We start from the raw sequence: 24,988 nt of genomic DNA, 5'->3' as shown, positions 1-24,988 counted from the left end.
GGACTACACGCTCAGCGGCATGTCGGACGGCGCGACGGGGCGCGGCAGGGCGCTCTCGCCCATCAGCGCGCGGTCCACGGCGGCGGCGCAGGCGCGTCCCTCGGAGATCGCCCAGACGATCAGGGAGGCGCCGCGTCCGGCGTCACCGGTGGCGAACACCGGTGCGTCGAACCCGGTGTCGCGCACGGCGGAGGACTCCGCCCACCAGGTGCGGTAGTTGTCGTCGCGCTTCAGGCGTCCACGGCCGTCGACGGGCAGGCCGAGCTCGGAGATGATGCCCCTGGTGTCCACGGAGGTGAAGCCGACGGCGAGCAGGACGAGGTCGGCGTCCATGTCGACCTCGGTGCCGGGCAGGTTGACGGTGCCCTCGGCGGTGCGGTCGCAGGTGGCCGCGCGCAGGCTGGTGACCCGGCCGTCCTCACCGGTGAGCTCCACGGTGTTGATGCGGTGCTCGCGCTTGCCCAGCGGGGTGCCGACCTCGCGCTCGGCGAGGCCGAGGGCGACGATCTCGTCGGCGGACTCGTCGCCGCTGATGTGGTACTCGCCCTCCTCGTGGGCGGACGCCACACGCCAGATCTTCGGCCACACCGGCCACGGGTTGTCCTCGGCGCGGTAGGGGTCCGGGGCGGGGTGGTAGTCGAACTGCCGGACGGAGGCCGCGCCCTGGCGCAGCGCGGTGCCGAAGCAGTCGGTGCCGGTGTCGCCGCCGCCAATGATCACGACGTGCTTGCCATTGGCGTCGATCTCGGGGGTGTCGATGTCGCCGGCGACCACGCGGTTGGCCATCGGGAGGTACTCCATGGCCTGGTGGACGCCGTCGAGGTTGCGTCCGGGCAGGGAGACGTCGCGCGGGACGGTGGCACCGACGGCCATGACCACGGCGTCGAAGCCGGCGAGGTCGGTGGTGGACGGCGAGACACCGGTGCGGAACGTGGTGCCCTCGGCCTCCATCTGGACCAGACGGCGGTCGATCCAGCGGTTCTCGAGCTTGTAGTCCGGGACACCGTAGCGCAGCAGGCCGCCGATGCGGTCGTCACGCTCGAAGACGGTCACGTCGTGCCCGGCGCGGGTGAGCTGCTGGGCGGCGGCCAGGCCGGCGGGCCCGGAGCCGACGACGGCGACGGACTGCCCGGTGGAGAAGCTGGCCTTGACCGGGCGCACCCAGCCCTCCTCGAAGGCGTGCTCCACGATCTGAAGTTCCACGGTCTTGATCGCGACGGGGTCACCGACGCCGGCACCGGCCCCGATGCCCTCGATGCCGAGCACGCAGGCGCCCTCGCAGGGGGCGGGGCAGATGCGACCGGTGAACTCAGGGAAGTTGTTGGTGGCGTGCAGGCGGTCGTACGCCTCCTTCCACCGGCCCTGGCGGACCAGGTCATTCCACTCGGGGATGATGTTGCCCAGGGGGCAGCCGTCGTGGCAGAAGGGGATGCCGCAGTCCATGCAGCGGGAGGCCTGGGTCTGCACCTTCGAGTCGGCGAAGGGTTCGTAGACCTCCTTCCAGTCCATCAGGCGCAGCGGGACGGGGCGGTGTGCCGCCTCCTCGCGGGGAAACTTCATGAAACCGTGCGGATCAGCCATTACTTGACTCCCTCCATGATGGCGGCGGCGATGCCGTCCGCGTCCAGGCCTGCGTCGCGGGCCTGTTCGATGGTCTGCAGGACGCGGCGGTAGTCGCGCGGCATGACCTTGATCAGTGACCGGGGGTCCACGTCCACGGTGGAGCCGGTGAGGCGCCGGTGGCGCTCGATGGTGTCGACGAGCCAGTCGAGCTCGTCCTCGGCGACGGCCTCCACGTCGACGAGACCCGGGTTGATGTGCTTCGACATGCCTTCCACGCCGGTACCGTCGTCCATGAGGTAGGCGATGCCGCCGGACATGCCGGCGCCGAAGTTCTCGCCGATGGGGCCGAGGTTGATGACCCGGCCGCCGGTCATGTACTCGCAACCGTGGTTGCCCATGCCCTCGACCACGGCGGTGACGCCGGAGTTACGGACGCAGAAGCGCTCGCCGACGGCGCCGCGGATGAACATCTCACCCGAGACACCGCCGAAGCCCAGGACGTTGCCGGCGATGATCTGGTGCTCGCCGACCGCGCCGTCGCGGCCGTTGGGACGGATGGCGATGGTGCCGCCGGAGAGCCCCTTGGCGACGTAGTCGTTGGCGTCGCCGACGAGGGTCAGGGTCATGCCACGGGGTACGAAGGCGCCGAAGGAGTTGCCGGCCGAGCCGGTGAACGTGAGGTTCACGGTGCTCTCGGGCAGCCCCTCGCGTCCGGCGACGCGGCTGATCAGCGAGCCGGTCATCGTGCCCACGGAGCGGTTGACGTTGGTGATCGGGTACGCCAGCTCGATGGTGGTGCCCTCACCGGCGGCGGCGCGTCGGATGGTCTCCTCGGCGTCCTCGCGGATGCGGTTGTCCAGGGCGCCGTCCAGGCTGTGGTCCTGCTGCTTGGTCTTGTACAGGTCCTGGTGCATGTACGGGCTGTCGGGGCGGGCGAAGATCGGCGAGAGGTCCAGCGACCCGGCGGTCTTGTGGCCGGGGTCGACCTTCCCGGAGCGCAGGCACTCGGAGTGGCCCACGGCCTCCTCCAGGGTGCGGAAGCCGAGCTCGGCGAGGTACTCGCGGACCTCCTGGGCGATGAAGGTGAAGAAGTTGACCACGTGCTCGGCCTGGCCGGTGAACTTCTTGCGCAGGTCGGGGTTCTGGGTGGCCACGCCGACGGGGCAGGTGTCCAGGTGGCAGACGCGCATCATGATGCAACCCTCGACGACCAGGGGTGCGGTGGCGAAACCGAACTCCTCAGCGCCGAGCAGGGCGGCGATAATGACGTCGCGTCCGGTCTTCATCTGGCCGTCGCACTGCACGGTGATGCGGTCACGCAGACCGTTCATCAGCAGGGTCTGCTGGGTCTCGGCCAGGCCGAGCTCCCACGGGCCGCCGGCGTGCTTCAGCGAGTTCAGGGGGGACGCACCGGTGCCGCCGTCGTGCCCGGAGATCAGGACGACGTCCGCGTGTGCCTTCGACACACCCGCGGCGACGGTGCCGACGCCCTGCTCGGCGACGAGTTTGACGTGGATGCGGGCGTCCGGGTTGGCGTTCTTCAGGTCGTGGATCAGCTGCGCGAGATCCTCGATGGAGTAGATGTCGTGGTGCGGCGGCGGGGAGATCAGGCCCACGCCCGGGGTCGTGACGCGCACCTCGGCGATCCAGGGGTACACCTTGTGCGGGGGCAGCTGGCCGCCCTCGCCGGGCTTCGCGCCCTGCGCCATCTTGATCTGGATGTCGGTGCAGTTGTTCAGGTAGTGGCTGGTCACGCCGAAACGGCCGGACGCGACCTGCTTGATCGCCGAGCGGCGCCAGGTGCCGTCAGCCTCGGGTTCGAAGCGTCCCGGGTCCTCGCCGCCCTCACCGGAGTTCGACATGCCCTTGAGCCGGTTCATGGCGATGGCCAGGGTCTCGTGCGCCTCGGCGGAGATCGAGCCGTAGCTCATCGCGCCCGTGGAGAAGCGCTGGACGATGGCGGAGACCGGCTCGACCTCGTCGACGGGGATGGACGGGCGGTCGCTGTGCATCTCGAACAGACCGCGCAGCGTGGCCAGGCGCTTGGCCTGGTTGTCGACCTTCTCGGAGTACTCCTTGAAGATGCGGTACGCCCCGGTACGGGTGGCGTGCTGCAGCTTGAACACGGTCTCCGGGTTGAACAGGTGGTACTCGCCCTCGCGGCGCCACTTGTACTCGCCGCCGATCTCGAGCTCGCGGTGGGCGGCCTCCTCCGGACGCGGCAGGAAGGCGAACCGGTGACGCACGGCGACGTCGGCGGCGACCTCGTCGAGGCCGATGCCGGAGATCGGGCTGTTGCAGCCCTCGAAGTAGTCGTCGAGCAGGTTCTGGTGCAGGCCGGTGACGTCGGCGAGCTGGGCGCCGCGGTAGGACGCCACGGTGGCGATGCCCATCTTCGACATGATCTTCTGCACGCTGGCGGTCGCACCCTCGATGAAGTTCCGGCAGCCCTCGTCGGTGCTCAGCGAGCCGAGCTGGCCGCGCTTGACGAGCTCGTCGATGGTCTCGAAGGCGAGGTAGGGGTTGATCGCGTCGGCGCCGAAGGTGATCAGCATCGCCAGGTGGTGGACCTCGCGGGCGTCACCGGACTCGACGATCAGCGAGGCCTGCGTGCGGGTGCGCTCGGCGACGAGGTGCTGGTGCACCGCGCTGGTGAGCAGCAGGGACGGGATGGGCGCCATGCGCTCGTCGGACTCACGGTCGGAGAGGATGATCAGCGTCGCGCCGTCCTCGATGGCCCGCGAGGTCTCGCGGCGGATGCGCTCGATGGCCTGGCGCATGCCGCGGCCGCCGTGGGCGACCGGGTAGAGCCCGGAGATCACCGCGGAGCGGAAGTCGCCGAAACCCTCGTGGTCGCCGGCCTGGCGCAGGGTGGCCAGGGTGGAGTTCAGCAGGACCGGGGTCTCCAGGTGGATGCGGTGCGCGGCCTCGGGCACCTCGGTGGTGACGTCGACCTGGCGTCCCAGCTGGGTGAACATGCTGGTAACCATCTTCTCGCGGATGGAGTCCAGCGGCGGGTTCGTGACCTGCGCGAAACGCTGCGCGAAGAAGTCGAAGAGCATGCGGGGACGGTCCGACAGCGCCGCGATGGGCGTGTCGGTGCCCATGGAGCCGAGCTGCTCGCCGCCGGTGACGGCGAGCGGCTGGATCAGGACGTCGACGTCCTCCTCGGTCATGCCGAAGACCCGCTGGCGCAGGACGACGCGCTCGTGGCTCATCGCCTCGTACTCGACCGGGGGCAGGTCGGCGAAGCGCACGATGTTGTCGTCGACCCACTGGCGGTAGGGCTTGTCGGCGAGGCGGGTCTTGATCTCGTCGTCGGGGATGATGCGCCCCTCGGCGGTGTCGACCAGGAACATGCGGCCGGGCTCCACGCGGCGGCGCTGCACGATGTCCTCCGGGGGAACGGGCAGCAGACCGGCCTCGGAACCACCGATGACCAGGCCGTCCTTGGTGACCCAGATGCGCCCGGGACGCAGTCCGTTACGGTCGAGCACGGAGCCGATGACGGTGCCGTCGGTGAAGACCAGCGCCGCCGGGCCGTCCCACGCCTCCATCAGCGAGGAGTGGTACTCGTAGAAGGCGCGCACGTCCGGGTCCACGGCGGGGTTACGCTCCCACGCCTGCGGGACCATCATCATCACCGCGTGCGGCAGTGAGCGTCCGGCGAGGTGGAGCAGCTCCAGGGCCTCGTCGAAACGTCCGGTGTCCGAGCCGGACGGGTCGCAGACCGGCAGGATGCGCTCGATGTCGCCGAGGGCCTCCGAGCGGATCTGGGACTCGCGGGCGCGCATCCAGTTCTCGTTGCCGCGCACGGTGTTGATCTCACCGTTGTGCGCGAGCAGCCGGTAGGGGTGCGCCAGCGGCCAGGAGGGGAAGGTGTTGGTGGAGAAGCGGGAGTGCACGACCGCCAGCGCCGACTCGACACGCTCGTCCTGCAGGTCAGGGTAGAAGTCGCGCAGCTGCGGGGTGGTCAGCATGCCCTTGAACACGATGGTGCGCGAGGACAGCGACGGGAAGTAGACGGTGTCGGACCCCGGGCCCTCACCGGGGCCCTTGGAGCCGAGCTCGCGCTCGGCACGCTTGCGCACGAACCACACGCGGCGGTCCAGCTCGATGCCGGAGAGCTCGTTGCCTTCGGCGTCCTGCCCGGAGATGAACAGCTGGTAGAAGATCGGCTCGGCGTCGCGCGCCATCGCGCCCAGCGCGGAGTCGTCGACGGGGACCTCGCGCCAGGCGAGCAGGGTGAGGTCCTCCTCGGCGATGATGGACTCCACGGCGCGCATCGCGTCGAGGGCGGCCATGCGGGCGGCCGGGAGGAAGGCGATGCCGGTGGCGTAGGCGCCGGGTGCGGGCAGGTCGATGCCCTGCTCGGCCAGCACCTCGCGGTAGAAGCGGTCCGGGACCTGCATGAGGATGCCCGCGCCGTCGCCGGTGTTCTTCTCGGCTCCGGCGGCACCGCGGTGGTCGAGGTTGACCAGCGCCTGGATGCCCTTCTCGACGATGTCGTGGGTGGCGCGTCCGTGCATGTCGGCGACGAAGGCGACGCCACACGCGTCGTGTTCGTGGGCGGGGTTGTAGAGCCCCTGGGGCGCCGGGTAGTTCTTCAGCTGGTTGTTCACGGGGTGGTCATCCTCCGGTCGTCGGGTCGGGCAGTGCGTTTCGCCGGTGGCCTGGGGTGGTGGCCTTTCCTCGGTACGGGTGCGTTTGCCCTACTGATACGGACCTGCGCAGGCGACACAAAATTAGGCTTGGCTTAGAGCCGCTGGTGCGCTCGGCGAAATGTGATGCAGCACACATTTTTTCGTCGTGCCGGTGTCCGTCTCGTTCTGTGGTTGTCTTTGTATCCTATCTCCCGCGGGACGACATATCGATACAGCAGCGTATTCCCACTTGGCGCTGAGGCATATCCCACGGTTCGGGATGATTGTTACAACGCAGTTACATCGCCATTTCTTCGTTGTGTACGTCCCGAGGGCGCCGCAACGCGTCTGAAACGCGCCGCCGGACCCGACGCATGCGTACACTGTCGCGCCGTTACCATGGGAGTGGTGAAGGACCCCCTGAGAATTCCCCGCGTCCTGGAGACCCTCTCGCAGGCATGGGAGCGCCAACCCGAGCTCACCCTCCCCCAGCTCTACGGCGTGCTGGAGTCCCGCGGCATCGGCTGGAACTCCTCCGACGAGGAGGTCACCGATGTGCTGGACGCCCTGGTCGCCGAGCGACCGTCCCACCTCACCGCCGAGTCGCCGGGACGCTACCTCGTGGAGACCGAGGACCCGCACCACCGCATCACCCTCGACCCCTGGTGGGCGGCGGTGCGTCCGGGCCGCGCCGGCCGTACCGGCCGCACCTCCAGTACCTCCAGGACCTCCCGTACGCAGGACGGCACGGCGCAGGACGCGCGCGACGCGCCGCAGCCGACGGTCTGGCGCCACGGCGGCGTCCGGCGGTGCGCGACCGGCCAGCCGCTGAGCGTGCTGGACGCCGAGGGCACCGTGCACCGCTTCGGCCTGGTCACCCGCATCAGTGTCCTGAGCCCGGCGGTGTCCTCCCCCACCGACGCCCCGGACCTGGACGGCCTCACCCACGACCGGCTGGGCGGGCACGTGTACCTGCTGCGACTCGCCGGCGACGAGTTCGCCGGGACGACCGTGCTGGTCGACCGCTCGCTGTGGATCTTCGACGTTTCCCGGCGGGAGGTCCACCGCGACAAGGTGCGCTGGTCACGGCTGGTCTCCGCCGCGGTTGGCGCGGAGCTGACCGTGGAGCGCCACGGCGGCGGACGGATGCACCTGCCGGTCGTGGAGCAGGTCACCGTGCTGGAGTAGCTGCGCCGCACCGCGCAGGGGAGGTAAGGTTGACCGAACACGTTTCAGGTACAAACTATCCTCCGGAGGTGCGTCCGATGAAGAGAATCGGTCGAGTCCTGTCGTTGTTCGCCGGCACCGCTGCCCTGACCCTGAGCTTCGCCGCCCCGGCGAACGCCGCGCCGGCACTCCAGATGCCTGCGCTCCCCCAGCTACCCTCGTGGGCCTCCGACCTGCTGCCGGACGGCTCGACACCGGTTCCCGCGCCGGCGCCTGCACCTGCACCGTCTCCAGCTCCGTCCCCGTCTCCGGCTCCCGTGAACGCCCCGTGTGCCGTGGAGGCCAAGGCGTGCATCAGCCTGGGCGACCAGACCGCCTGGCTGCAGGACGGCGCGGGAACGGTCACGCGCGGCCCGGTCGCGGCGAGCACCGGGCGCGCCGGCTTCGAGACCCCGGTCGGCACCACGCAGGTCACCCGCAAGGACGCCAACTGGTGGTCGACCGCCTACGACGCGCCGATGCCGTTCTCGGTGTTCTTCTCCGCCGGGTCGACGTACCCCGGTGACATCGGCATCGCGTTCCACGAGGGCGATCCGGGCGTGCTCTCCCACGGCTGCGTCCACCTGCTGCACGACGACGCCGTCGCCTTCTTCAACTCCCTGCAGGTCGGCGACGTGGTGGACGTGGTCGCCTGAGGCCTCCGTCCGTCTACGCGATCAGGTAGATCACGGTTCCGAGCGCGGCAGCGACACAGCCGATCAGGGTCTTGATGACCGTCCAGGTCTTGAACGTCTGCGGCACGCTCATCCCCAGCAGTCGGCCGATGAGCCAGAAGCTGGCGTCGTTGACGTGGGACAGCACGGAGGACCCACCTGCGAGCACGATGGTCAACGCCGCGGTCTGCAGCGGACTCAGTCCGGCCGCCGCCACCGAGGCGCCCAGCAGCCCCGCGGCCGTGGTGATCGCGACCGTCGCCGTGCCGAGCGCGACGCGGACGATGGCGGCGACGACGAACACAGCGGCGACGAGCGGAAGGCCGGTGTCCTGCAGCGTCCCGGAGAGCGCGTCGCCGATGCCGCTGGCGAGCAGGACGCCGCCGAACATGCCGCCGGCACCGGTGATCAACATGACCGGCGCGATGGGCTTCAGGGCGTTGTCGAGCATGTCCTCGATCACCTCGGGGGCGTTGCCCCTGCGGACGCCGATGACCCAGCAGGAGGCGAGCACGGTGATCAACAGCGCGATCGGCGTGGAGCCGAGCAGGACCAGGCCCGCGGCCCAGGTGGCGTCCGGGTCGATCGTGCCCGTGCGTCCCAACGTGGTGACCAGCGTGTTCATGAAGATCAGCACCAGGGGCAGGGCGAGCAGGCCGACCAGGACCCGGACGCGCGGCGGTTCGACGTCGTCGACCTGCGGACCACCGGTCACGAGCTCGGGGACGGGCAGGTCGATCCGCTTGCCGATCCACATGCCGTAGAGGTAGCCGGAGATGTACCAGGAGGGGATCGCGACGACGAGGCCGACGAGGACCACCAGGCCGACGTCCGCGCCGAGCAGCACCGTGGCCGCGACGACCCCGGGGTGCGGCGGCAGCAGGACGTGCATGGTGGACAGCGCCGCGGCAGCGGGGAGCACGTAAATCAGGACGCTGCCGCCGAGCCGGCGCGCGGTGGCCAGCAGGATCGGCAGCATCACCATGAAGGCGGCGTCGAAGAAGATGGGGAACCCGAACATCAGCGAGGCGACACCCAGGGCGAAGGGGGCGCGCTTCTCCCCCAGGCGGTCGATCATCGCCGAGGACAGGGCCGCGGCCCCGCCGCTGGTCTCGAAGAGCCGGGCGAACATCACGCCGAAGGCGAGCAGGAGCCCGACCTCGCCGAGGGTGCTGCCGAAGCCGTCGAGCAGGACGTCGAGCACCTCGGTCATGGTGATGCCGGTGGCCAGGGCGGTTCCGAGGCTCACCAGCACCAGCGCGATCACCGGGTGCAGCTTCATCTTCATGATGAGCAGGAGCAGGACCGCCACGGCAGCTGCGGCGATGGTCAGCAGCAGGCCGGAGCCGTAGATCTCTGGCTTCGGGACGAGCGCGACGGCGAGGAGCCCGAGGGCGATGAGGACGAGGCCGATCCCGAAGGACGCTCCCGTCGTGGGGCCGGGTGTGGGGCCCGTCTTCTGCGAGGAGGACGGACGCGGTGCCGACTGTTGCGTAGGGGGCATCGGTGACTTCCGGTCGATGTGTGACCACCGTCCGCCGGGGGGCAGGCGTGTGAGGGACGCCGCTGAACCTACACGAGTACTTAGCCGTGGACAACAAAATCCTCACGCCCGGATCATCCGGCCACGCCATTCCATGCCGTGCCCCAGGATGAAGTCGCGCGCCCCTCCCGCGGGTACCGCACTCACATTGGCGGAGACGAGGGGATTTGAACCCCTGGACGATCGCTCGTCGCTGGTTTTCAAGACCAGTGCATTCGGCCGCTCTGCCACGTCTCCCTGGCCGCACGCACACCTGGTGCGTCCGGCGCGCCCTGATTCTAACCCACCGCGGGCCTCCTGTCGGTGTCCACCCCTCGTAGCCGCAGGATGACTAGGCTGGCGGCCATGAACGGGAACATGAAGGCCATCATCCAGACTGACCCCGACGATCCCCAGGCCCTGCACTGGCAGGAGACCCACATCCCCACCCCGCAGGACGGTGAGGTGCTCGTGCAGGTCACCGCCGCCGGCCTGAACCGCGCCGACACGCTCCAGGCCAAGGGGAACTACCCGCCGCCGAAGGGGGTGTCGGAGATCCTGGGGCTGGAGGCCGCCGGCATCGTCGTCGACCCGAACGGCTGCGAGCGTCCGGACGGGACCCCCTACCGGGAGGGCGACGAGGTCGGCGCCCTGCTCTCCGGCGGCGGGTACGCGCAGTACACGGTGGTCCCCGTCGGCCAGCTCGTGCCGGTGCCGGACGGCTTCGGCCTGGCCGAGACCGCCAGCGTGATCGAGGCGGCCTGCACCGTGTGGTCGAACCTGATGATGACCGCGCGCCTGCACGAGGGCGACACCCTGCTCATCCACGGCGGTGGCGGCGGTATCGGCATCTTCGCCATCCAGATGGCCCACGCGCTGGGCGTACGGGTCGCGGTCACCGCGGGCAGCTCCGAGAAGCTCGACGTGTGCCGTCGCTACGGCGCGGACGTGCTGATCAACTACCGCGAGGAGGACTTCGTCAAGGTCATCAAGGAACTCGGCGGTGCGGACGTGGTCCTCGACATCATCGGCGCGAAGTACCTGGACGGCAACATCTCCGCACTGGCTCCGGACGGTCACCTGGTGATCATCGGCATGCAGGGCGGTGTGAAGGGCGAGCTCAACATCGGCAAGCTGCTCGCCAAACGCGGCAACATCTCCGCCACCGGCCTGCGTTACCGTGACCGCGAGGACAAGGCACGCGTGGTGGCGGACACGGTGAAGAACGTGTGGCCGATGCTGGAGGACGGACGGATCAGCCACCACGTTGACCGGGTCTTCCCGGTGCAGGACGCCGCCCACGCCCACCAGCAGTTGCTGGACGGCAGGATCACCGGCAAGGCGATCCTCGAGGTCACCGACTAGACGATCCCGCCGATCACCCGGACGAGGTGGTCCATGTCCATCTGCGTGTTGTGGGGGGCCAGGGCGACGCAGACCGCGCCGCCCATCTCAGCCACACCCATCTGGTCGAACAGGGCACTCTCCTCCAGGCCGACGGTCTGCGCCACGACCCCGTTGCTGAGCAGCCGCTCACCCACCGTGGACGCCTCGATGCCCTGGACCAGGAAGCTCACCCGCGGCAGGCGGTCGACCGGGCCGAAGTGACGGCCGCTGTCGTCCGGGACCGAGCCCCAGCTGTTGTGGTCGTGCTCGGTGTCGACGTCGATCTCCCCGTCCACACCCACCACGTGCACGTTCTCCAGGTCCCGCAGTCCGTCGACGAGGTATCCGGCGAGCCGTCCGAGGTATTCCTCGGCGGACTGCAGGGACGTGCGCAGACGTTCGCGACGCGGGCCGGTGGCCTCCTCGTCCAACCCGGCGAGGTGGTCCACGGCGGCGGGGACGCCGCCGAACATGCCGGGGGCGTTGCCGTCACGCTCGAGCTCGGCGACGCGGCGGGCGGTGAGCTCCTGCGCGTCCGGAGCGGCGTGGCGTCCGCGGCGCAGCTCCACCAGGTGCAGCTCCGCCAGCAGTGAGGGGTCGCGGAACACCAGGGCGCCGACCTCCGGGCCGCCGAGCGGGGCAAGGTCGAGGGCGACGACGTCCGCGTCCCACGCGTCCATGTCGATCAGACGGTAGGGCGCGTAGGCGCCCGCGTCCACGACGAGCCACGCCCGCGACTTCGCCCGCATGATGTCGGCGATCGCGCGCACGTCGGTGACGGTGCCCAGGTGGGCGTTCGCCGCCGGCACCGCGACGATCGAGGTGTCCAGGCTGATGAGGCTGGTGAACTGCCAGGCAGGCAGCGCGCCGGTGGTCAGGTCCGCCTCCGCCCACCGCACCGAGGCACCGTAGAGGTCCGCGGCGAGCTTCCAGGGCGTGATGTTGGACGGCTCGTCCACCCGGCTGAGCACGACCTCACGGCCCATGCGCAGCTTCGCGGGCACGGCCGTGGCCAGGGTGCTCAGCAACGTGGCCCGACTGGGCCCCAGCACCACGCACTCGGGGGACGCACCGACCAGGTCGGCGACGGCCTCACGGGCCGCCGACACGTACCGGTCGCCACGCGGGCCACCGTCCTGCCCCTGCAGCGGGGACGCACGGAACGCCCGTGACACGGCCGAACTGACTTTCTCGGGCACCTGCGCGCGCCGTCCTGCATTGAGGTAGGTCCAGCCCTCCGACAGGGATTCGTAGAGGCCTCGCACCCTCGCGATGTCGAACACTTCCGACTGCCCCTTTCCGCATCTCGCCACACCGGCAGACTGAGAATATTCCTGCAGGTCAAGCTACTTGGGCGCAGTGAACCACCGCGCCGTCCCGTCAACGTCACCGATACTACATCGACCCACGGACATGAGTGGTACCGGCGTTGATTACCGCACACCCGCCCGTTCCGGAGTACCGTAACCACGTGTCAGATTCAGAAAACCCCCGGCCGGTGGCCACCGCACCGCAGTACGAGCGCTTCGTCGCCGCCCCTGTGGACGGCGAGGCACCCACCTCCCGTTCCCAGACGTTCGGTGCCGCGTGGCAGGACCTGAAGAGCGGGTTCGGCCAGCGTGAGCTCTGGCTCGCCCTGGGTTGGCAGGACATCAAGCAGCGCTACCGGCGCAGCCTGCTGGGCCCGCTGTGGATCACCCTGGCAACCGGCGTGATGGCCCTGGCCCTCGGCCTGCTGTACTCGATGCTCTTCCAGATGGACCTCAAGGAGTTCCTCCCCCACGTCGCCGTGGGCCTGATCATGTGGGGATTCATCTCCGGGTGCATCATCGAGGGCTCGCAGGTCTTCATCGCCAACGAGGGGCTGATCAAGCAGCTGCCCAGCGCGCTGAGCGTGCACGTCTACCGACTGGTCTGGAAGCAGTTCCTGATCCTGTGCCACAACCTCGTCATCTGGGTGATCCTGCTGGTGGTCTTCCAGATCCCCGTGGGCTGGGAGGTCCTGCTGGCCGTGCCGGGCCTGGCGCTGCTGGTCGCCAACGGCGTGTGGGTGTCGATGTTCTTCGGCATCATCGCCACCCGCTACCGCGACGTCGCCCCGCTGCTGGAGTCGCTGGTGCAGCTGCTGTTCTACATGACCCCGATCGTGTGGACGACCAAGACACTGCTCGAGCAGGGCGGTGCCGTGGCCGAGCGCGCACGGATCGCCGAGATCAACCCCCTCTTCCACTACCTCAGCGTGGTCCGCGGACCGATGATCGACGAGCCGGTCGAGATGCACTCCTGGCTCATCGTCATCGGACTGACCGTACTCGGCACCCTGTTCGCCATGGTGTTCATGCGCCAGTGGCGCTCCCGCGTGAGCTACTGGGTTTAAAGGAGAACAACCATGGTTTCCATCGACACCTACGACGCCTGCGTCGACTTCCCCATCTTCGACGCCAAGTCCCGCTCCCTGAAGAAGGCCTTCCTCGGCGCGGCCGGCGGCGCGATCGGACGAAACTCCGACAACACCGTGGTCGTCGAGGCGCTGCGTGACGTGAACCTGCACCTCGAGGAGGGCGACCGCATCGGCCTGGTCGGCCACAACGGTGCCGGCAAGTCCACGCTGCTGCGCCTGCTGTCGGGCATCTACGAACCCACGCGCGGTTCCGCCGCGGTGAAGGGACGTGTGGCACCGGTCTTCGACCTGGGTGTGGGCATGGACCCGGAGATCAGCGGCTTCGAGAACATCATCATCCGTGGCCTCTTCCTCGGCGAGAGCCGGAGGTCCATGGAGAAGAAGATGGACGAGATCGCCGAGTTCACCGAGCTCGGCGACTACCTGGCCATGCCGTTGCGCACCTACTCCACCGGCATGCGCGTGCGCGTGGCACTGGGCGTGGTGACCTCGATCGAGCCGGAGATCCTTCTGCTGGACGAGGGCATCGGCGCGGTGGACGCCGCCTTCATGGAGAAGGCGCGGATCCGCCTGCAGTCGCTGGTGGAGAAGTCCGGCATCCTGGTGTTCGCCTCGCACTCCAACGAGTTCCTGGCGCAGCTGTGCGACTCCGCCCTGTGGGTCGACCACGGCCAGATCCGGTCCTGCGGGCCGGTGGACGAGATCGTCGGCGAGTACGAGGGGCCGGGGGCGGCCGAGCACGTGCGCAACGTGCTGCGCGACCTGGGGCGGTTGGACTAGCGGTACCGCCAGGGCAGACCGCCAGGTGGGAGGCGGTCCACGCTCTTACCAAGAGCAGCCTGAATAGAAGAGGTTAAATAAACGCTTCTTATCTGGTAGGTTATCCTCTACTTGCCGACGTGGCCCCTGACACCACGTCGAGTAGCCAGTAGATCGAGGAGAGCCTTCAGTGACCAACCCCTTCAGCACCCCCCAGGACAGCGGCAACTCCGGAAACCCGGCGCCGCAGGGCGGCTCCTACGGTGCGGCGCAGTACCCGTCGCAGCCGCAGCAGTACCAGCAGAACCACCAGCAGCCGCAGCAGTACCAGCAGCAGGCTCCCCAGCACTACCCGCAGGGGAACATGCCGCAGCACGCCGGCTACGGCGCCCCCATGTACACCGGCCCCCAGAAGTCGAAGCTCGCCGCCGCCCTGCTGGCGTTCTTCCTGGGCGCCCTGGGCATCCACAACTTCTACCTCGGTTACACCGGCAAGGCCGTGTGCCAGCTGATCCTCACCATCTTCGGCTACCTCACCGCCATCTTCGCCATCGGTTTCCTGTTCATCTTCGCCGTCGGCATCTGGGCGTTCATCGAGTTCATCATGATCCTCATCGGCGGCGGGAAGTACGACCGCGACGCCCGCGGAATCCCGCTGAGCTAGCACCGAACACCCGACCGGGCACCACCCCGCTCGCCGCCTCACCGTCAGCGCCCCCAGAGCCCCGCTCCGCCACCCTCCCTCACCACACCTCCCCACCGTGCCCTTCCGGCCCCACCCGGCCGGCATCCGCCCAGGCACGCAAGACCTGAATCAACCATGAGATAGTTCTGATACGGTCGGGGTATTAATTTTCCGGCCAGGCAAATACCTGGCCTCATGAGGTCCTCTCCAAGCCCCCGCCAGGGGACTGCACATCTGAAGCTCAGCCGTGGGCGTCGGACCGGCGGTCCCCGTCGCGAGTCCGTCCTCATCCGCCCACGCTCCTCCCCGTCGTCCTTCAGCGCCAAGTAGGTCTTTACCATGACAAGTCCCTTCGGCAGTAGCCCTGCCTCCGACGGCCCCACCTGGTCTTCTCCCGGGTCGTCTTCACCCGGGTCCCCGTCCGGATCCCTGTCAGCCTCCCCCGGCTTCGCGTCGTCCCCGGGCGGTTTCACGCCGGGCGGCGCGCCGTCCGCTGCCACCCCGTCGGACGGTCCGTCCTCCGGCCCGGTCTCGGGTCCCGTCACGGGCCCCTGGGCCTTCGTCGCGACGGCGACGGCAACGGCCGTCCTCGGCGTGGTCTTCGCCGTGATCGCCGTGGTGACCGGGTCACCCACCGACTTCGTCTTCCGGGTCTTCGCCCTGGCCGGCTGGGCGCTGGCGGGCATCGTGACCTTCATCCTGCTCGGCGTGCACACCGCGAAGGACACCCGCCGCCGCGCCGAGAACTTCTACGTGGAGACCTCCTCGCAGGCCGTCCTGTACAAGGTCGCCATCGGTGTGGCCTGCGTGGGCGTCATCGCCACCGCCATCGAAATCGCACTGTGGATCAGCAAGACCGTGGGAGCCTGACGAATGACCGACAACACCATCCTGCGCCCCCGGGCCCGCCGTGCCGTCAGCACCGTCAGCGCCGTCGGTGCCGCGGCACTGCTGTCCACGGCCACCATGTTCGGCCTGCCCGCCGCGACGGCCCAGCCCGGCGGGGAGACCGGCCTGTCGCAGACCGGCCAGGACAACATCGCCGACCTGGGTAGCTGCATCGCCGCCACGAAGTCCGCCGACATCCTGCTGATCATCGACCAGTCGGAGTCACTGAAGGGCTTCGACGGAGAGCCGCCGACCGACCCCCGCAACGTACGGGTCGACGCCACCCGCGACCTGGTCAACCAGCTCGGCATCCACGCCGGCGACCTGAACGCCGACATCAACGTGAAGCTCGCCGGCTTCGGCGACGGCTACCACAACGACACCTCCGACTACGGCGGATGGGTGAACGTGCGCGACGGCGTCGACGAGCTCGACGACCCCATCGACGGCTTCACCGACCGCAACGAGGACGGCTACACCTCCTACCGCGACGCCCTCAACGGTGCGCTCACCGAGTTCGCCTCGGCCCCCACCGGAGAGGACGGACAGCCCAGCGACTGCCAGTCCGTCCTCTTCTTCACCGACGGTGCCGTCACCGACAAGGAGAAGAGCAGCGAGGCCGCCGCCGAGGACGTCTGCCGGCCCGGCAGCCCGCTGGCCTCCCTACGCAACTCCGGGGTGCGCTTCTTCAGCGTCGGCCTCATCCCGCAGAGCACCGCCAACCCGCGCGAACTGCTCACCCGGATGGCCGAGGAGGACTGCGGCGGTGCCGCACCCAACGGCGCGTTCTTCGACGCCGGCACCGACCCCGCCGGCCTGCTGGCGTCCTTCCGCAACTTCATCCCCACCGCCAACAGCATCGACTCCACCCTGTCGATGAACGAACCGCAACCGTTCACCCTGGACAACTCCATCACCACCGTCCGGCTCTCCGCCCAGCCCACCACGTCCATCGGCGACGGCATCACCCCGGTGCTGACCTCCCCGGACGGTGACGAGCTCGAACTCACCGAGGGCGAGCACACCGTCGGCGGTGCCGAGGTGAACGTGACCACCACCGATGCCGTCGACGGCATGGTCGACGCCGACCTGACCCTCGCCGACGGCGAGAGCTGGGAGGGCGAGTGGTCCTTCGGTTACGACACCTCCGGCGCCGACGCCCCCGACGCCGCCCGCTACAACGCCAAGGTCGTGCTCGAACCGGGCCTGACCGTGAAGGTCGACGAGCTCGACGACGGTATCCCCAGCGGCATGAAGTCCGACGAGGTCCTCACCGCCTCGCTCGTCGACCGCAACGGCGCGGGCGTGGACCTCGAGGGCGAGGCCACGATGACCGCCCACTTCATCGACCGGAACGGACGCAGCACCGACCTCGGTGAGCCGACGTCCGTCAGCGACGGCGACGCCGTCGAGTTCCCCCTCGACGCGATCACCGAACCCACCGCGGGTGACGTGGTCGTGCAGACCAACATCACCACCAAGGCCTCCGGTTCGGCACCCGGCACGGCGCTGAGCCCGATCGTCGTTGGCTTCCCCGTCACGGTCACCCCGGTCAACATGCCGACCCTGGGGTCGGCCGACCTGACCATCGACTCGCGGGAGACCGAGGTCAGCGTGCCGGTCACCGGCCCCGGCAAGGTGTGGGTCGCCGACGCGTCCTACTCCGCCGGCGACGGTCCCACCGTGCTGCCCGAGGGCGTGGACCAGGTGTCGGTGTCCTCGCCACACAACAGCGCCGACAACGCCCTGGAACTCGCCGAGGGTGAGACCGCCGATCTGCCGGTGACCGTGAGCACCGAGGACCTCGCCGACGGCCGGGTCTCGGTGACCCCCACGGTCAACCTGGTCTCCGCCGAGGGCGACTCCACCGCTGAGATCGACGTGGAGCTCACCGGGTCGATGTCCGCCCCGGTCAACACGGCCGTGTTCATCGCGACGCTGATCGGCGCGCTGCTGGCGGCGATCCTCATCCCGCTGGGCGTGCTCTACCTGATGAAGTGGTTCACCGGGCGCATCCCGGGCTCGCCCGGCATCCACGCCCTGCGGATCCCGGTGAGCGTGGACAACGGACGCCTCGTGCGCCCGGACACCGGCGGCGCCTTCACCGTGGGCTTCGACGAGATCGTCTCCGGCACCCCGCGGGTGACCTCCACCGGTCGCGAGGTCAACCTCGCCGGAACGCAGGTCAGGGTGAAGCTCGGCGCGAACCCGTTGTCGGCGCCGTACGCGGTGGTGGACGCCACCCCGTCGATCAGTGACGAGGGCCTGCAGGTCAAGGACTCCGCGCGCCTGCCGCTGGCGGTCCACAACCACTGGTTCGTGATCGGCACACCGGGTGACCCCTCGCGTGGCGAGGTCGTGCTCGCCGTGGACGAACGAATCACCGACGACCGGTTGACTGCGCTCGTCGGCAAGATCACCACGGACACCCCGGACCTGCTCAACCGTCTGTCGACCTCGCTGGCCGAGACCGGGACAGCACCCGGTTCGGGCGCCGGGGCAGGTGGAGACGGCGGTGCCGCCTCCGACCCCGCAGCCGGCGCCGCAGGCGCGGCACCGTTCTCACCGGACGCCGGGGCCAGCCCCTTCGGCGGTCCGGCCACCGGATGGGGCTCCCCGTCCGACGGTGGTCCCTCCGGCACCCAGCCCGGTACCCAGTCAGGTCCCGACTTCGGCGACAACCCCTTCGGATCCCCCGGATCCAGCCCGTTCGGCCCCCGCTGACCCCCAGCGCACCCGGCACACCCCTGCAAGACCCAAGTATCACCCCTAAGGAGACAGTGTGAAGAAGTTCCTCGTCGTCGGCTGCGGTGGCTCCGGAGCCAAGACCCAGGCGTACATGATCGACCAGCTCAAGGCGCACCTGCGGTCGTTCGACCCCACGCTGACCTCGCTGCCGAAGGCATGGCAGTTCGTCAGCATCGACGTGCCGATCGACCCGGAGAAGGGGCCGGGCGGGCTCGGCAACGTCCCCGAGAACGGTGGGCGCTACGTCGGCATCGGCTCCAAGCAGCAGTACCGCACCTTCGACTCGGGGCTCTCCCAGTACCTGGGCCGCCGCGGCGCCCTGGGCGACATCGCCACCTGGGCACCGCGCGCACCGGAGACGAACACCACCCCGGTCTCCGACGGTGCCGGCCAGTTCCGCGCGGTCGGCCGCATGCTCACCCTGCAGTCGATCGCGAAGATGCGCGAGGAACTCAAGTCCGCGATGGACGTCCTCGAGGAGGCGTCGACCATCGCCGAACTCAACGACCTGAACCACCGCATCACCGGCCACCAGAGCAGTGCCGCGGACGCCTCCCCGGTGATCCTCGTGGTCTCCTCCATGGCCGGCGGTGCCGGTGCCTCGATGTTCCTGGACGTCTGCCGGATCCTGTCGACCCTGCCGAACGCCAAGCCGGAGCACACCGGTGTGTTCATGTACACCCCGGAGGTCTTCGAGAACCTCCCGTCGGACGCCATGGTCGGCGCCTGGCCGAACGCCCTGGCCATGTTCGGTGAGGCCGTGGCCACCCAGACCGGGTCCTCCACCAAGGCGGACGTGGACCTGTTCAAGGCGCTCGGCGTGGAGGCCGGCGCCTCGCGCAACACCTTCGCCCGCCTGTTCCCCATCGGCGGTCGCATGGGCGCCACCGGTGCCCGCTTCGGCGACGGCGACCCGAACACCATCTTCCGTGGCCTCGGCCGCTCGCTGGCAGCACTGATGTCCTCGGAGAAGTCCGCGGACAGCTTCGTGCAGTACTCCCTGGGCAACCCGCCGGCCAACCAGCCAGACCGCAACATCCTGGGCTGGGCCAACGCCGACCGCGTGCCGTGGAGCGCCATGCCCTGGGGTTCCATGGGGTACGCCCAGCTCAGCATGGGCCGCGACCGCTACGCGGAGTACTCCGCCCAGCGCCTGGCCCGCACCTCCTTCGACCGGATCCTGCGCGGCCACATGGACCCGCTGAGCTCGGACACCGGTGAGGAGCAGCTCCAGAAGCGGCTCAACGAGCGTTACCCGCGAATCCTCGACCGGGTCTGGGTCAACAAGGCGGTCCTGCAGTCCCAGCCCAACCAGCAGTTCATCGCCGGCTGGATCGGGCACCTCTTCGGACAGTTCGCCGAGACCGCAGCCGAGCAGTCCAAGGTGTGGCTGCGCCAGCGTCTGCCCGCGTCCGACGGCATGAAGGCCGCCGAATGGGGCTCGCTGGTGCGCAGCCGTCTCACCGACCCGGGCGTGCCGGCGGGCGTCCACGATCAGCTGGACACCGCGGCGTACGCGTCCGTGCACGAGTTCGCCGACCGGTTCTGCGACGTGGTGATCCAGATGGCCGAGGAGGAGCTCGCCTCGGTGGGCCTGCCCTTCGTGGAGAAGGTGCTCGACAAGCTCGCCGACGACATCCGCCAGCGCCTCATCAACCCCATGGAGAACTACGTGGCCGCCACCCGGGGCAGGAGCCCCGCGGTGGTCACCCCGCCGATCGACCAGCTGCTGCAGCCGCTCACCGGCAACGGGGCCGTCACCGGTTCCGGCCAGATCCTCGACAACATCGCCACGCAGTACCGTGGCCAGTTCACCGAGTACTTCGGCATCCGCGTGGCCGCATACCTCGCACCGGTCCTGGAGGACTTCCTCAACAACGCGCTGAGCCGGCTGACCCGCGAACTCACCGACGCCCACGCCGACCTCGAGTACGCCGACAAGCAGAAGAAGGTCAACGTCAACCTCGCCGACGTGGCCACCAACGACCCGGTCGCCTGGCCCCGCAACCGCGACGAGATGATCAACGACCGCTTCCGTGGCTCCGCCAACGAGATCCTCATCAGCGACGTCGACAGCTTCCCCTCCGACTTCGAGGCCCACGTCCTGCAGGACGTGCGTGTCGCCGAGCCGTCCGTCTTCGACGCGGCCGCCGCCACACAGCTCGCCTCCCAGTCGGTCGTTCTGGGCACGTGGGAGACCAACGGTTCGGAGAAGGCGCCGAACAACACCCTCTCCGCCGCGGCACGTCCCGGCGGCAACCGTGCCGGCTGGGTCAGCCGCCACCTGGTCTCCTCCCCATCCGGTCACGAGGAGCGCGAGTCGCGCCACGGTTCGTTCACCGCGCGGATCCGCCCCGCCCAGCTGCTCGAGCGGTCCCGGCTGTGGATCCAGCGTCCCGACTACCACTTCTCGAAGTTCATCGGCACCGACCTGCGCAGCTACATGACGCAGGACGAGGCCACGAACGACGCCACCTTCGCCCGCCGCATCGCCCGCCTGCGCGAGGCTTTCAGCACCGCGCTGGCGCAGGCCCGCCCCCTGGCCGCCGTGGACTCCACGATGGTCAGCCAGGTGCACGGCACCGACGAGAGCTACCGCTACACCTTCTCCGAGATCCCGCTGAAGGCGAACTCCGCCACCGACCAGCTGGTCTCCGTGCTCAACGAGACCACCAACCTGGACCCCTCCACCGAGAGCGTGCTGACCGGGGCACTGTCGACGGACACGAAGATCCGCCACATCGACGTCTTCGGCTCGTACCCGAACTACTCGCCGGTGGTCTACAGCTCGCTGTTCCCGCATGTGGCCAAGGAATGGGGCACCGGACGCAACAACGCCGGTTTCTGGAAGGACCGCCGCAGCCGCACGATCGCCGGCTCCGTCCCGCTGTCCGACGACGAGCGCAAGGCGATGGTCGCCGGCTGGATCGTGGGCACCGCGACCGGCCGGATCTACATCCAGGACGACGGCCTGCCGACCGCACGTGCGCACGTGTACGACGACGCCCGCTCCGAGTGGGTGCCCTTCCCGCACCCGCTGCTCACCCCGCCGAAGGAGATGCGCCACAAGATCGACTGGATGCCGGCCGTGATCGAGTCGGTCCTGCTGGCCTACGCCAACATCCAGACCCGCAACGACAAGGGCCAGCCTGCCTGGTCGCTGCGCCCCTACCAGCTGCTGCGCGGCCTGTACGACAACGCCACCGAGGGCCCCACACCGGACGGCACGAACATCATCCACCCGGTCGTGGAGCGTCTGAGCACCTTCCTGGGTTCCGGCGAGCGTCCCGACCAGGCGCCGCAGGGCGCCGACGTCGAGGAGCGCCACGGCATCGTGACCCGCTACCTCACGTCCTACGCCACCAACGCCGACGCCTTCATCCCCGGTCAGGGCTCCGGCCTGCCCGGTGCGCAGACCCAGGAGAAGCCGTGGGCCACGGTGCGAGAGCGTTCCTACGCCTCGAACATGCCGCTGTTCCACGACCTCGCCCCGGACGTGGTCGAGATGACCGCGAAACTGCGGACCAGGCTCGACGAGGCGAAGCAGCGCGCCGAGGCGCCCGCGGCGCCGGCCGGGATGCCCGGTGGTCTACCCGGCGGCCCGCCGGCCGGCCAGCCCGCCCCGACGTCCGGCCCGACCTTCACCGGTTTCGGGGGTGACCTGTTCTGATGAGCGCCACCGACACCACACCGACCGTCATCTTCTTCGGCCACGGCACCGTGGCCGACCAGGTGCGCCGCAACCTGACCGACCTGTCTTCGCTCGGCATGGTCAAGCCGTTCTACTGGGTGGACCCCCGGCTGCCGGACTCGGCGGCGGCCACGCCCTCCGTACGCGTTGTCAGCGGGAGCGGCCAACGCATCCTGCCCCTCGACCAGGCGTTGCGCACGATCTCCGGGACCATCCTCTTCCTCGCACTCGACGTGGAGAGCGCCACGGACACCACGACCACCAGCGCCGGACTCGACATGGGTGCCGTCGACCGGTGGACCAACGCGGTCGAGTCGCGCCTGTCGACGGCACCGGGCCGCGTGCGGGTCCTTTTGCCCCGCGTGCCGCGCGGCAACTGGAGCCCCACCAGCCACCAGTCGTGGCCGACCACCGTGGCCATCGCCCCGGAGGACTCCGAGGCCCCGCACACCCCACTGGAGCCGGTGCTCAGGGCCGGTGACCCCACGGACATCGCCAGTGTCGCCGCACCCACGCTGTGCGGTCTGACCGGCCTGTGGTCCAGCGCCACCGGCTGCGCGCTGACCGAGGACAACGGCGCGCCGATCTCCACCGGCGGCGAGTACCGCGTGCGTCTGGCACGCTCGTACCACCGCACCATCGACGCCTCCACGGTCGAGGACCAGCTGCGCCGCCAGGCGTCCGACGTCCGCGACCGGCTGCCGCAGCCGGTCACCCCGGACGGACGTCAGGCCAGCTACCTGGGACAGGACGAGGGCGTGCCCGAGGCCATGGCCCAACGCCTGCTCGCCGAGCACGGCCCGTCTCTGACCACCCCCATGCAGCCGGAGGACAGCGGACAGGTCGTGCGCAAGAAGTGGTGGAAGGCGTTGTTCTCCTTCCTCGGCGACTACTTCCGCATGGGTCTGGGCAGTCCGAAGAGCTGGGCGCAGAAGGCCGGGCAGGCCACGCTGCGCGCCGCGGAGAACCGGACCCAGACCTTCCTCTACGGTGAGGACTCCCCGGTCCGGGTGGTCTCGAACTCGGCGTCGTCCCCCGCCCAGTCGATGTCGCTGGACGACATGTCCGCCACCGCCGCCTGGTACCGCCGCCAGGCGCTGCAGTCCGGCGTGCGCGTCGGCGAGGTCCCCCAGCTCTCCGAGATGTGGGACTCCTACAAGGACATCTCGCTGACACTGGTGGACGGCACCGAACGCCAGCAGGGCAACCTGCAGTCCCCGAAGGACGCCTGGGGCAACCGCGCCATCGTCCGCCAGGGCTGGCAGGCCGTCCCGGACGTCGACGACTCCTTCCACGGTTTCCACCCGCTGCTCGGCCAGCGCCTCGGCATCTCCGAGGAGGACGCCACCATCCGTCCCTTCGACGCGCGCAAGGCCGCCGCCTACGAGGAGGGCATCGCCTTCGTCGCCGGGCAGACCCGCGAGCCGGAGATCCGGCAGCTCCAGGCGGACTTCGCCGCGTGGAAGCAGACCGCGTCCCGCAGCTTCGCCTGGCAGACCGGCGAAGGCCTGACCGGGCTGATCGACCAGTCCCGCCACAACGTCCACGACCAGTTGGAGAGGTACGACCGGCACAAGCAGAACCTGGACGACCTCGACCACCGAGACACCGCCGGAAGGAACTCGGCCTACACGAGGACCACCTTCTCCCTCCTGGGGCTCGAGTTCCTGCTGATCCTGTTCCTCGCCTACTCGACGACCATCCACTACAAGTCGGAGTGGCAGCTCAGCTTCTTCTCCGGCTTCGACTGGCGCTGGGCGCTGGGCTGGTTCCTGCTGGGCTCCTTCGTGCTGATGGTCATCCACATGGTGGCCTACGCCCGTGCCCGGCGCGGGGTGGAACGCTACCTCGAGAACCTGCGGTTGTTCCGGGCGAACGTGCAGATCACCGGCACGAACGTGAACGCGGCGATGGAGAACTACAACCGCCAGATCGCCGCCTACCGGCAGCTCCTGAGCTGGTCGACGGTGCTGGGCCGGGCGATCTCGCGCCCGCTGGGCCGTGACCTGTCCACCGGTGAGGGGCTGGCGTCGCCGTCGGCCGGGCTGCCGCTGTCGACCCGCATCGGGCAGGCCGCCGTCCCCGACGAGAAGCTCGTCCCCCTGGTCAACTCCATCCGCGAGAAGCTCTTCCCCTCGCAGTGGGCGTCCAACGCCCTGGACTCCCTCATGGAGGACGCGGCCGCCAGCCTGTCGCACCACACCGGCGAGCACACCCCGCCGGAGGGGCAGCTGCGCGGCCAGTCCGGTGCCGGCACCGGCTCGCCGCTCGACCGGTTGACCGCCTGGTCGGTCGCCCCGCAGCTGGAGGACCGCGACCACACCCGCCAGCACTGGGCGCGGATCATCGGCTCCCCCGAGGCGTCGAAGAACTTCGGACGCGAACTCGCCGAGACGATCGACACGGTTCTCTACTTCGAGAACGGTGCTCCGATGTCCACCACCAAGGAGCAGTTCCTCAGCACCCTGCACACCGACAACCGGGTCGCCGGCAACTTCCTGCAGGACGTGGTGTCGACCGTCGCGCTGAACGACGGCGCCACGTCGATGGACCCGAACGTGTGCCGTCTCGACCGCACGCGCAGCGACGCGTCCCACACGTTGACCCGCTCGGCCACCCTGGTGCAGTTCGGACGCACCACCGCCCTGTCCAACCTCGGCGGCGAGCCCGAGGCCGCCGCCGACGTGCCGGTCACCTCCACGGAGATGCCCGTGTTCGAGGCCGCCCCCTTCGAGACGCCGACGTTCGATGCACCGTCCTTCGAGGCACCGTCCTTCGAGGCGCCCACCTTCGACGGCCCCCGGTTCGGGGAGTGACGGACA

Annotated in this window: 14 protein-coding genes and 1 tRNA gene; 10 read left to right on the top strand and 5 right to left on the bottom strand. The window is 69.4% G+C overall.

Annotated features, from left to right (window positions below):
- Positions 1-3: 3 nt before the first annotated feature.
- On the bottom strand, positions 4-1,581 hold the full coding sequence (locus ACT3S3_RS11180; protein ID WP_301442262.1) for a glutamate synthase subunit beta: 1,578 nt from the start codon (positions 1,579-1,581) through the stop codon (positions 4-6).
- Positions 1,581-6,173, bottom strand: coding sequence for a glutamate synthase large subunit (gltB, locus tag ACT3S3_RS11175; protein WP_301442268.1), 4,593 nt, complete (start codon positions 6,171-6,173; stop codon positions 1,581-1,583). Before gltB ends, ACT3S3_RS11180 begins: the two co-directional genes overlap by 1 nt.
- Positions 6,174-6,614: 441 nt before the next feature.
- Between gltB and ACT3S3_RS11170 the strand changes: the two genes are divergently transcribed.
- Together ACT3S3_RS11170 and ACT3S3_RS11165 are read left to right on the top strand one after the other, a co-directional pair.
- The gene (locus ACT3S3_RS11170) at positions 6,615-7,394 is read left to right on the top strand and encodes a hypothetical protein (protein ID WP_301442261.1); all 780 of its coding nucleotides are present in this window, start codon (positions 6,615-6,617) and stop codon (positions 7,392-7,394) included.
- A gap of 77 nt (positions 7,395-7,471) precedes the next feature.
- Entirely contained in the window at positions 7,472-8,068 is a 597-nt protein-coding gene (locus tag ACT3S3_RS11165) for a L,D-transpeptidase (RefSeq protein ID WP_301442260.1), read from the top strand.
- A 13-nt stretch (positions 8,069-8,081) separates the two neighbouring features.
- Here ACT3S3_RS11165 and ACT3S3_RS11160 read toward each other — a convergent pair whose 3' ends face one another.
- Positions 8,082-9,590 (bottom strand): GntP family permease, encoded by a 1,509-nt coding sequence (locus ACT3S3_RS11160; protein ID WP_301442259.1) that lies wholly within the window; start codon positions 9,588-9,590, stop codon positions 8,082-8,084.
- Between the two features lie 188 nt (positions 9,591-9,778).
- A tRNA-Ser gene (locus ACT3S3_RS11155) sits at positions 9,779-9,866 on the bottom strand.
- A gap of 120 nt (positions 9,867-9,986) precedes the next feature.
- Here ACT3S3_RS11155 and ACT3S3_RS11150 point away from each other — a divergent pair.
- Positions 9,987-10,973, top strand: a complete 987-nt coding sequence (locus ACT3S3_RS11150) for an NAD(P)H-quinone oxidoreductase (RefSeq protein WP_301442267.1) — start codon at positions 9,987-9,989, stop codon at positions 10,971-10,973.
- On the opposite strand, the gene ACT3S3_RS11145 is transcribed toward ACT3S3_RS11150, so the two are convergent.
- Entirely contained in the window at positions 10,970-12,277 is a 1,308-nt protein-coding gene (locus ACT3S3_RS11145) for an aminotransferase class V-fold PLP-dependent enzyme (RefSeq protein ID WP_301442258.1), read from the bottom strand. The genes ACT3S3_RS11150 and ACT3S3_RS11145 overlap by 4 nt on opposite strands.
- A gap of 188 nt (positions 12,278-12,465) precedes the next feature.
- Between ACT3S3_RS11145 and wzm the strand changes: the two genes are divergently transcribed.
- The 7 genes from wzm (at position 12,466) to ACT3S3_RS11110 (ending at position 24,982) form a co-directional block, all read left to right on the top strand.
- On the top strand, positions 12,466-13,371 hold the full coding sequence (gene wzm / locus ACT3S3_RS11140; RefSeq protein WP_441579490.1) for a galactan export ABC transporter permease subunit Wzm/RfbD: 906 nt from the start codon (positions 12,466-12,468) through the stop codon (positions 13,369-13,371).
- A 12-nt stretch (positions 13,372-13,383) separates the two neighbouring features.
- Complete coding sequence (gene wzt / locus ACT3S3_RS11135) at positions 13,384-14,175, top strand: galactan export ABC transporter ATP-binding subunit Wzt/RfbE (RefSeq protein WP_301442257.1); 792 nt, start codon at positions 13,384-13,386, stop codon at positions 14,173-14,175.
- A gap of 169 nt (positions 14,176-14,344) precedes the next feature.
- Positions 14,345-14,818, top strand: a complete 474-nt coding sequence (locus ACT3S3_RS11130) for an NINE protein (RefSeq protein ID WP_301442256.1) — start codon at positions 14,345-14,347, stop codon at positions 14,816-14,818.
- A gap of 360 nt (positions 14,819-15,178) precedes the next feature.
- Positions 15,179-15,709, top strand: a complete 531-nt coding sequence (locus ACT3S3_RS11125) for a hypothetical protein (RefSeq protein WP_444626793.1) — start codon at positions 15,179-15,181, stop codon at positions 15,707-15,709.
- A gap of 3 nt (positions 15,710-15,712) precedes the next feature.
- Positions 15,713-18,451: a vWA domain-containing protein gene (locus ACT3S3_RS11120; RefSeq protein WP_441579489.1), complete on the top strand. Its 2,739-nt coding sequence runs from the start codon at positions 15,713-15,715 to the stop codon at positions 18,449-18,451.
- A 58-nt stretch (positions 18,452-18,509) separates the two neighbouring features.
- Positions 18,510-22,145 (top strand): tubulin-like doman-containing protein, encoded by a 3,636-nt coding sequence (locus ACT3S3_RS11115; protein ID WP_301443519.1) that lies wholly within the window; start codon positions 18,510-18,512, stop codon positions 22,143-22,145.
- The gene (locus tag ACT3S3_RS11110) at positions 22,145-24,982 is read left to right on the top strand and encodes a hypothetical protein (protein ID WP_301443520.1); all 2,838 of its coding nucleotides are present in this window, start codon (positions 22,145-22,147) and stop codon (positions 24,980-24,982) included. The genes ACT3S3_RS11115 and ACT3S3_RS11110 overlap by 1 nt, the downstream gene beginning before the upstream one ends.
- Positions 24,983-24,988: the final 6 nt, after the last annotated feature.

Origin of the sequence: Corynebacterium sp. AOP40-4SA-5 (assembly GCF_052377355.1) — a bacterium.
GTDB lineage: Bacteria > Actinomycetota > Actinomycetes > Mycobacteriales > Mycobacteriaceae > Corynebacterium.
Note: the sequence above shows the minus strand (reverse complement) of the source record. Positions and strands in the feature narration are given on the sequence as shown.

Bases quoted from the DNA above. Each gene is read 5' to 3' on its own strand.
- ACT3S3_RS11180 (WP_301442262.1), bottom strand. From the start codon at position 1,581: ATGGCTGATCCGCACGGTTTCATGAAGTTTCCCCGCGAGGAGGCGGCA.
- ACT3S3_RS11165 (WP_301442260.1), top strand. From the start codon at position 7,472: ATGAAGAGAATCGGTCGAGTCCTGTCGTTGTTCGCCGGCACCGCTGCC.
- ACT3S3_RS11160 (WP_301442259.1), bottom strand. From the start codon at position 9,590: ATGCCCCCTACGCAACAGTCGGCACCGCGTCCGTCCTCCTCGCAGAAG.
- ACT3S3_RS11150 (WP_301442267.1), top strand. From the start codon at position 9,987: ATGAAGGCCATCATCCAGACTGACCCCGACGATCCCCAGGCCCTGCAC.
- wzt (WP_301442257.1), top strand. From the start codon at position 13,384: ATGGTTTCCATCGACACCTACGACGCCTGCGTCGACTTCCCCATCTTC.
- ACT3S3_RS11125 (WP_444626793.1), top strand. From the start codon at position 15,179: ATGACAAGTCCCTTCGGCAGTAGCCCTGCCTCCGACGGCCCCACCTGG.
- ACT3S3_RS11120 (WP_441579489.1), top strand. From the start codon at position 15,713: ATGACCGACAACACCATCCTGCGCCCCCGGGCCCGCCGTGCCGTCAGC.
- ACT3S3_RS11110 (WP_301443520.1), top strand. From the start codon at position 22,145: ATGAGCGCCACCGACACCACACCGACCGTCATCTTCTTCGGCCACGGC.